Origin of the sequence: Actinomyces sp. HMSC075C01, from assembly GCF_001812965.1 — a bacterium.
Lineage (GTDB): Bacteria > Actinomycetota > Actinomycetes > Actinomycetales > Actinomycetaceae > Actinomyces > Actinomyces acetigenes.
Genome location: NZ_KV811040.1, coordinates 141,594 through 146,983, shown reverse-complemented (window position 1 = coordinate 146,983; position 5,390 = coordinate 141,594). Strand labels below are relative to the sequence as shown.

The 5,390-nt window shown below is 68.8% G+C and carries 3 protein-coding genes and 1 pseudogene; 2 read left to right on the top strand and 2 right to left on the bottom strand.

Annotated features, from left to right (window positions below; translation table 11 throughout):
- Positions 1 to 449, top strand: a pseudogene (locus HMPREF2883_RS13340) (kinase); the annotation flags it as partial.
- 63 nt (positions 450 to 512) lie between these two features.
- Here the strand turns inward: HMPREF2883_RS13340 and HMPREF2883_RS13335 are convergent.
- Entirely contained in the window at positions 513 to 2,780 is a 2,268-nt protein-coding gene (locus HMPREF2883_RS13335; protein WP_070663078.1) for an FAD-dependent oxidoreductase, read from the bottom strand.
- 85 nt (positions 2,781 to 2,865) lie between these two features.
- On the opposite strand from HMPREF2883_RS13335, the gene HMPREF2883_RS13330 reads away from it, so the two are divergent.
- Positions 2,866 to 3,507 carry a TetR/AcrR family transcriptional regulator gene (locus tag HMPREF2883_RS13330; RefSeq protein ID WP_070663077.1) on the top strand — a complete coding sequence of 214 codons (642 nt, stop codon included), beginning with the start codon at positions 2,866 to 2,868 and terminating at the stop codon, positions 3,505 to 3,507.
- An 843-nt stretch (positions 3,508 to 4,350) separates the two neighbouring features.
- Here HMPREF2883_RS13330 and sucB read toward each other — a convergent pair.
- Positions 4,351 to 5,390, bottom strand: a 1,040-nt coding sequence (gene sucB / locus HMPREF2883_RS13325) for a 2-oxoglutarate dehydrogenase, E2 component, dihydrolipoamide succinyltransferase (protein ID WP_070663076.1), incomplete at its 5' end; no start/stop codon positions are given.

Below are 5,390 nucleotides of genomic sequence, written 5' to 3'. Positions count from 1 at the left end.
TCCCCACCACCCCCGCCGCAACAGCGTCGACACCGGCGGCTCCTGGCGGGAGCGGGGGCGCAGACATGGCCAGTGTCGTCGTCGGACTGTCCGCGGCTCGAGACCGGGCTCTCATGGCCGGCGATGCCACCGCTCTGGCAGCCACGACGGTACCGGGGTCGCCCGCGGCGCAGGCCGACACACAGGTTCTCACCGAGCTGTTCGACTCCGGTGAAGGCGCCGGGGAGCTGCACACCTCCATCAGCCAGGTCACTGAGGTGGCGCTGCCTGACGACGCAGCGGCTCAGTGGCCCGGCGCGAGAGCGATGCAGGTGACGCTGTCCCAAAGTGCCTCAACGCGTTCGGGACCTGCGGGAACTCGGACGGTTCCGGCCCTTGCGCCCCGCCGGGTCGTGCTCATTGTCGTCCCGGAGCCGTGGCGCGTGGCAGACATTCGAGCCGTGGAGTGACCTCAAGGTGCACCACCCGCCAGGCACGCTCGATGATCGGGGCGGATACGGCCCGCGCGGCGCTCAGTACGGCTCGGTCAGGACTGACGCATAGCCCTCGCGCTCGAGCACGTCTCGTGTGTCTGCCACCATCGCCGCCGAACCGCACAGGTAGACGTCCGTGTTGTCGGGATCGAGCCGGAGGTCATGGGCGAGCGCGGGCAGGGCCTGGGTGACTCGTCCGTGGAACGTGTCCGGCGCCTCCTGGCGGCTCAGACAGCGTACGACGGTCCCCGGCATGGGAGAGCTGATCCTGGCGGTGAGATCCTCGTCCTGGTGAGAGCACCCGAAGAGCAGGGCGTCGCGCTCCAGGCCGGGAGCCTGAGCGAACATGGCCAGCATGGGTGCGATTCCGGTGCCAGTGGCGATGAACAGGCGGCGCCTGCCCGAGTCGATGAGCTCGAATCCACCCAGGGGCAGCTCCACCACTGTCTGCGTGCCCGTGTGCGCGTTCTCAATGAACCGGGAGCCTCGGCCGCCTGTCCGGGTGGAGATGAGCAGCCGAAGGCGATCGTCCTCCAGCCCCGCGATCGAGTAGTCACGCCAGGCGTTGTCACCCACGTGCAGACGGGCGAACTGCCCCGGCGCCCACGGGTCGATCCCGCCGTCCAGCTGCAGCACCGCCTCCCACACGCTGGGAGTCAGACGCCGCTTGGAGACCAGGGTGGCGCGGTGCTTGCCCTCGGGCAGTGTGTGTCGTCTGCGAGAGACGGAGGCAGTCGGTGCCGTGTGCAGGGCGGAGGTGATGGTGGAATACCCACGCGGTCCGAGGACCTGGCAGGCGGCGGCCACCCCGCCCATCATGGCTCCCATGATGCCGGCGCTCCCGGCGTCCTGGCCGGAGAGGAACAGGCCGGCAACGGCTGTGCGCGGCCCCAGGGGGCGGGAGCGGTATCTCAGCGGAGTGGCCGGAGGCCCGTAGAAGGCCCCTGCAGGATGGGCGGTGTAGTGCTCGTAGGTCAGAGGGGTGGAGGTCTCCGCGTAGTCCACGAGTGCGGTCAGCCCCGGAGCCGCGCTCTCAGCCAGCTCCAGCATGCCTCGGGAGATGCGTTCCTTGAGAGCGGAGTACTCGGGGCCGCGGTGTCCTCGGGAGTGCTCGGCCCACTTCCGGAAGGCCTTCGCGTCGCAGAAGGAGATGAGTTCGGCGGTGTGCGGGGACTCACCTGACTTCAAGGAGGGGAAGGACACGAAGACATCGTGAGGATGCCCCTCGAGCAGCGAATCGCTGAACCGCTGTGCGCCCTCGTGATCGAGGTCCCGGTTGACCCAGATGTTGCCGCCATCGATGCCGATGCTGCGTGGGTCGTCAAGCAGGCGCAGGAACACGGTGACCACGGACGTGCCCGCGCCCAGGTGCTCCAGCGTGCGGCGTGCGGGTCCGGTGCGCCGCCCGATCTCACCGAACGTGGGCAGCAGGCGGTTGAAGGTGTTGGAGGCGCCGATGGCGGAAACGATGACCGGTGCACGGTAGATGCGCTCGCGTACCCGAGCGCCGCGGTGGTCCATGACGCGGACCCCGACGGCCGCCCCGTTCTCGGTGAGGATCTCGGTGACCTCCTGGGCGACGCGGACAGCGCCTCCGGTCTGCTCGATGCCCTTCTCGAAGGTGCGGGCAATCCGAGCGCTGCCGCCGCGGGGGAACCAGGCGCCCTGGAGGTAGTGGGAGACGATCAGCGCGTGCACGGCAAAGGCTGATCGGGACGGCGGTAGACCGTAGTCCCCCCACTGACTGGCCAGAACGGCCTTGAGCTCGGGGGAGCGGAAGTGGGCATCCAGATACGCCTGCGTCGTCGTGGTAGCTCGCCGTCTTCCCAGCCACTGGGCCGCTGTGAGCAGCGAGGCCGCAGGTCGGGGGACCATTCCCTGGATGAAACCCAACCTCACCCACCGTGTCACCCGGCGAATGTCCTGGAAGTAACGGTGAATGGCTCTGGCCTCGTCAGGGAAAGCGGTGACCAGATCGCGCTCGTACCGAACCGGATCGCTGCTGACGCGCAAGTCCACTCCCGGGTAGACGAACCTGTCGTAGGCGTCGGGCATGCGGTTCCACTCCAGCTCGCCGCCGGAGAGGTAGTCGAAGTAGGCGCGGCCCTGGCTCCCGGGGTCGAGCTGACCGATGTAGTGCACCCCCACGTCCCAGGAGGCGCCGTCGCGCCGGAAGGTGTGTGTCAGTCCGCCCGGTTCCGTATGCCGCTCCAGGACCAGAACTCGCTTGCCGGCGGCGCGCGCCAGGAGGCCGGCGGTCGTCAGGCCTCCGATACCCGAGCCGATCACGATGACGTCGTAGGACATGCTTACCCCTCACGTGCTAGACAGTGTCAAGTCAGCATAGCAGCCAACTGGACACTGTCTAGTAGTTCGGTTCTAGACTCCTCCCATGACCTCTGAATCGACAGGCGCCTCAGGGCGCCGCGGCGGCCGGGACCTGCGCTCCGAGCTGCTGCGAACCAGCAGACAGCTCCTCGATGAATCCGGCCCCAGTGCGCTGAGCATGCGGGAGGTCGCGCGTCGCGCTGGCTGCACGCACCAGGCGCCGTACCACTACTTCGCCAATCGTGAGGCCATCCTGGCGGCGTTGGTACGTGAGGGCTTCGATGAGCTCGCGGACAGGCTCGCCTCGGCGCACGAGGGGCTTGGGAGCACGGATCTGCGCGCGGTCCTGACGGCCTCGGGAACCGCCTACGTTGAGTTCGCGCTACATCATCCCGGGGTGTTCCGGGTGATGTTCCGACCCGACGTCTGCGATCCCGAACGCTTCCCGGAGATAGTGCAGGCCGGAGAGCGTGCGCGCCATGAGCTGGCCCGTCTGGCGAAGGCCGTCATGGGTGATGGTGCTCAGCTCGAGGTGGAGGTCCTGATCTGGTCCAGCGTGCACGGCCTGGCCTCACTGCTGCTCGACGGCCCCTTGGCGGGCGAGTTCAGCTCCACGGAGGATCGCATCGACTTCGCCCGCCGCGTCGTCGGCCTGGCTGGGATCCCCTTCGCCGGCAGTGAGTCGACAACGGCCGAGGAGTCCTGAGCCTGAGCGGACGGGGCCGGGCGCGTCGCACCTCCTCACTCCTGAGCCATGTGAGCGTCATGGCTTCTGAGGCATTCGGAGGGGTGCTCGCTCGGGGTGGGCAGGTTGCCTTGGAGACAACGGTGGGCTGATGGATAAGGTCTGGAGAACCGTCGGTGTCCATGGCGCTGACATCAACCCCGCACCGGCGCCGCACGCCGGGGAGAGACCGCAGAATTTCAACGACCTTCAGGGGGTGCTTCAACGGCAGGCTCGTTGATGTCAGCACGGTGGACACTGGGCTGTCGGCAGGATCGACTTCGTAGGGTCGTGGCGGCGAAGCCGGGCACCCTCACCTCGGGGACCAGCCTCACCTTCTCCTGCCAGGCCTCCTCCGACTCCTGCCCTGTGGGGCCCGGAGGAGTCGGTGAAACACCGGCCCTGGCCGCCTACGTCGTAGGGTGGCCCACTCCACGAGGGTGGGGATCCACTGTCCAAGGGTTGTGCGTACTGCACGAAGGCCCCACCCACCTGGAGTACCCCCGCCCCTCCTCCAGTAGCGCCCCACCTTCGTGCAGTACAGGCCAGGCGCTATCCAGGCGACCGCGGGTAGTCGCACCGGCCCCCGCCGGGGAGGCGAGCAACGAGAACCAGGCCGGATTCGCCCACCGTACCGGTGTCCTGGGACGGCAGGGCGCCCCGCGCTCGGGCAGACGGTCCTGCTCTTGCTCGTCGCGCCGGTGTCTTGAGATGAGTCGCTCGTCGTGCGTCTGAGCGCGGAACTCGAGTGGTGGGCAAGACAACGGGGCCCCGCACCGTGATGGTGCGGGGCCCCGTTGACGGCCTAGCGGGCCGAGTGCTGGCTCACAGACCCAGCTCGCCGCCGAAGTCGCCCTCCTCGAGGCGCTTCTTGACCGTCATGAGGTAGCGGGCCGCGTCCGCGCCGTCCACCAGTCGGTGGTCGTAGGACAGGGCCAGGTAGCACACCGAGCGGATGGCGATGACCTCGCCGCCGTCGGCGTCCTTGATGACGCGGGGCTGGCGCTGAATGGCGCCCAGGCCCAGGATCGCGACCTCCGGCTGGTTGATGATCGGGGTGTCGAACAGGGCACCGCCGCTGCCGGTGTTGGTGATCGTGAAGGTCGAGCCGCTGAGCTCATCGGGGTTGACCTTGTTGTCCCGGGTACGGGCGGCCAGGTCGTTGATGCGCTTGGCCAGCCCGGGGATGTTGAGGTCCCCGGCGTTCTTGACCACCGGCACGAGCAGGCCGCGCGGCGTGTCCACCGCGATGCCGACGTGCTCGACGTCGTGGTAGGTGACGTTCTTGCCCTCGATGGAGGCGTTGATCTTCGGGTGGGCCTTGAGGGCCTCCGTGGCCGCCTGGACGAAGAAGGGCAGGAAGGTCAGCTTGGTGCCGTTCTTGGCCAGGAAGTCATTCTTCGCGCGGGCCCGCAGCGCGGCCACGCGAGTCACGTCCACCTCGACGACGGTGGTCAGCTGAGCGGAGGTCTGCAGGGAGTCGATCATGCGATCGGCGATGACCTGACGCAGCCGGCTCATCTTCTCCGTGTGGCCGCGCAGGGTGGTGTCCACCTCGGGCTTGGCCGAGGCCGGCTTGGCCGCAGCGGCAGGCGCCAGCGCCTCAGCAGCCGGAACTGGGGCGGCCGCAGCAGCGCGGGCCTCCTCGGCGGCCTTGGCCGCGGCCTCCACGTCCTGCTTGCGGATGCGTCCGCCCACACCTGTACCGGTGACGGTGGACAGGTCCACGCCCTTGTCCTTGGCGAGCTTGCGCACGATCGGCGTGACGTAGGAGCCCGAGGCCCCAGTGCCCACCGGTGCGGCGGCTGCAGGCGCCGCGGTCGCAGCAGGAGCGGGTGCCGGCGCCTCAGCGGCCGGGGCCGGTG